Below are 2,992 nucleotides of genomic sequence, written 5' to 3'. Positions count from 1 at the left end.
CGAAGGCTGATGGTCTTTGGGCGACGAAGTTTCAACATCCCATTGAACTTCTGCTGAGACGCCCAGAGGAGCGCAAGCAATGAACCACGAGGATCAATCGAGCCCCTATTACTATCCCGTCGAGGGCCGCACGCACGGTGCCATAACCGGCGCCTTCGCATTCATCGCCATTATCGCGGTGCCGGCGTTGGCCTATGCCGCATGGCGCGCGCTTACGTCTTGGATTTCCGCCGTCCTTTGTTAGGTCGGCAACTCAGCAAAAGACCGCAGCAACGCATGCAGGTCGTCAGCATCCAGGTCACACCAACCGTTGCTTATGAGCCGCTTAAAATATGCGGCTTTGATTTTCAGCTCGCAAACATTGGCGACCGGCGCCATCGCTGCCTGCCGTCGAATAACCGTCTCGCTTTTCATTGCTGCGTCAAGCCGCGGACCGATCAGCGCCGCCTCGGCCTCTTCGGCGTGCATCAAACGTTTCCCGAGACACTCCAGCTCTGAAATGGCGCGGCGGTGCGCCGCGATCAGATCCACGACTGTGCCCGCCTCCTGCGCCTCTCCGTTGCTGCACGCCAGTTCAACAGCCATTGTCCTGCTCCGAGTGATTTGCAGCCCGCCCCTCGCCCGTTGCATCGAGTTGAGAAATACGTTGATCAGGGACGAAGGCACGATAGGATACGAAGACTAGCGAAACGAAGCGAAACCAGAGCCTGCAAGTAGTTGTTTAAGAATGGAAAGTTATTTCTCCCGCCGCCGAGAGACGGGGGTGATTTCAAGGAATTATTCAAACGATTGGCCGCTGCGGGTGCGGGTCGGCCATTGGGCAAAGATGGATTTCCTGCAGGCCCATGGACGCCCGAGCTTCTTGCAGAAGCGATTTCACAAATTGATTCCAACCGGATTGGAGTCGATCTACGAACAGTGCAGCTTTGGTTTCAAGAGAACGAGAAGGGAATTAGCACTGCCAATATTCGTTGGCTGGCGAGGGTTTTTGGGTGCGATGATCCGGTGGCAACAAGCGAATGGCAGATGGAGCTTAGTGCGGCGCAATCGCGGTTATCGACCAAGAGACGGGAATGGAAGAGAGCCGGAAGCGGCGTTGCACGGGAGATTCCAGATACAGCACGGGCTGCGACCTTCGATGACGACTCAGCGTCTCCGGCAGAGCTAAAACGGGATACTGACGCCAAGGGGCCGAGGCGGCGTTTTAGTTTGGCGAGGAAATCGGAGGCGTTTTTTACTCACGGATCTCCCCTGAATTTACCGGCGTCGGTGTTTGCGGGTGTCACCGCTCTTGGGTTTTTGTCATATATTATGGGGATTCACAGCGTGACATATGGCCGGGCGGATGGCGTCGTCAAGCAGGTTGGGTTTCTTTGGACAGCGAATTGGACATTCGTCTTCATGGTATTTTTGCCACTGTTTTTTGCCTTCGTGACCGAGCTAGTGACCTTTTGGAAAGATGAATGCCGCCCAAAGCTTTTGGGGAATCGCAATAAGATGGAAAGCGACGATGCCTGGGCGCGCAGCGTAGAAGCTTCTTCGTATTCATATTGGGCGGTTTTTTTGATTTGTGTGCTGTTCGCCGGTCTTGTTCAGTGGATCGGGGTGTCATTGATCCCGTTGATGAAAGGTGGTGGCAACTATGCGACGGATTGGGGCTCGTTAGCGATTGTGCGCCCTGAGGTCATATCGGTGCCACAAGCGGTCGTATTCACGGGGCTCGCTTACCTATACATGTGCCTGTGCTTTTATCTGTTCTTCGTAGGTCTCATTTTGCTCTATACGGTGATCCATAGTCTCTGGAGAATTGGAGAAGCAGCGAGTAATCGGCCGGAAGTGGATTATCAACACGAGCACAACGAAGCCAGCCTCAGAGTGATGCGTGGAATTTTTCGGTGTACTGTTTTGGGGATTCTGATCGCCACAGTCATGAAGCTCCAGAGTGCTTACCTGACATCGCGTGGAGAAAATATCGTGGCTTGGTTGGTCGGCGATATGTCTTCAGCCTTCTATGGCGGCAACGACGTGAGCGAAGGGATCGCCTATAGGATGCCGACGCATTACAGCAGCTTTCTTATCGTTATTTCGACCTGTGTTGTTTTTGTGTACGGGACCATCCGTTTAGGCGGCGGAAGTCGGGTTCAGGTTCCTTTGTGGAAGATGTCGGCGGTTGTGGCGTTACTCGTTGCTGGCTACTTGCTGATCGATGCATTTGCTGGCTTTTCGATCCTGCTGGGCGTTGGAGTGCTGCTCGCGACATACGGCCTATTTGATCCCGGATTTCGGCGATGGCGAGCAAGCGGATTAGGAAAAAATCACAGTGTATCATAGCTGGCTTGATCGTTGGGATGAGCGGCGTGCTCGACGCGGTGAGGTAGGGAAGAAGACAACGGATTTCATCCTTGACGCGGACCGCGCCTTTCCGGGCGCGGGCAAGATTGCAAGCATGGAGGAGTTTTGTGTCCTTGCCGACCAGGCCGTGGCTGATCCAGCCTTTTTCGATGAGCCGAGTGAGAGCGATGAGCGTTTTGAATGGAAAGATGGGTGGCTAAAATTTCCGTCGGACATTGCGACTGATATCGCACCGAACAATGTTGTGTGGGCGAAAGTCATAGAAAGCGGGTCGTTCGATCGGGCGATGGTGATCTTTCACCATTGGAATGCAAGCGCGCGGAACCGTCGGATTGCCAGTTTTTTCTCGCGGCGTGGTATCACCGTTGTCGAGATTGCCATGCCGTATCACTTCGAGCGCAGCCGTCCTGGCTCCGTCCACGCCGATTATATGCTTAGCCCCAATCTCGGGCGAACGATCCAGTCCATAAGGCAGGCAGTATTGGATGGGCGAAAGCTCATACGTTGGTTGAAAAGCGAAGGCTATAGAGACATTTCGGTTCTTGGTATGAGCTTAGGGTCCTGGGTCGCGGGGTTGATTGCTGCGCACGACCAGGCCGTGTCAAAAGCCTCGCTGTTCCTGACGGCGGGGAGTCTAGCG

At 54.4% G+C, this 2,992-nt stretch carries 4 protein-coding genes; 3 read left to right on the top strand and 1 reads right to left on the bottom strand.

Going from position 1 to position 2,992, the window contains the following annotated elements; all coding sequences use genetic code 11:
• Positions 1–79 precede the first annotated feature (79 nt).
• The gene (locus tag EOC06_RS40325) at positions 80–244 is read left to right on the top strand and encodes a hypothetical protein (RefSeq protein ID WP_164898764.1); all 165 of its coding nucleotides are present in this window, start codon (positions 80–82) and stop codon (positions 242–244) included.
• Here the strand turns inward: EOC06_RS40325 and EOC06_RS27520 are convergent.
• Positions 241–585: a hypothetical protein gene (locus EOC06_RS27520; protein ID WP_128309257.1), complete on the bottom strand. Its 345-nt coding sequence runs from the start codon at positions 583–585 to the stop codon at positions 241–243. The two genes, EOC06_RS40325 and EOC06_RS27520, sit on opposite strands and share 4 nt — an antisense overlap.
• A gap of 132 nt (positions 586–717) precedes the next feature.
• Between EOC06_RS27520 and EOC06_RS27515 the strand changes: the two genes are divergently transcribed.
• Complete coding sequence (locus EOC06_RS27515; RefSeq protein WP_128309256.1) at positions 718–2,331, top strand: RcgA family putative transporter; 1,614 nt, start codon at positions 718–720, stop codon at positions 2,329–2,331.
• The coding region (locus EOC06_RS27510; protein WP_128309255.1) for an RcgR family putative quorum lactone hydrolase at positions 2,321–2,992 on the top strand (672 nt) is incomplete at its 3' end. The genes EOC06_RS27515 and EOC06_RS27510, both read left to right, overlap by 11 nt.

The sequence above is a fragment of the Mesorhizobium sp. M7A.F.Ca.MR.362.00.0.0 genome (assembly GCF_004023175.1).
GTDB lineage: Bacteria > Pseudomonadota > Alphaproteobacteria > Rhizobiales > Rhizobiaceae > Mesorhizobium.
Note: the sequence above shows the minus strand (reverse complement) of the source record. Positions and strands in the feature narration are given on the sequence as shown.

What these genes read in the sequence shown, in the direction of transcription:
- EOC06_RS40325 (WP_164898764.1), top strand. Translation starts at nt 80, where the DNA reads ATGAACCACGAGGATCAATCGAGCCCCTATTACTATCCCGTCGAGGGC.
- EOC06_RS27520 (WP_128309257.1), bottom strand. Translation starts at nt 585, where the DNA reads ATGGCTGTTGAACTGGCGTGCAGCAACGGAGAGGCGCAGGAGGCGGGC.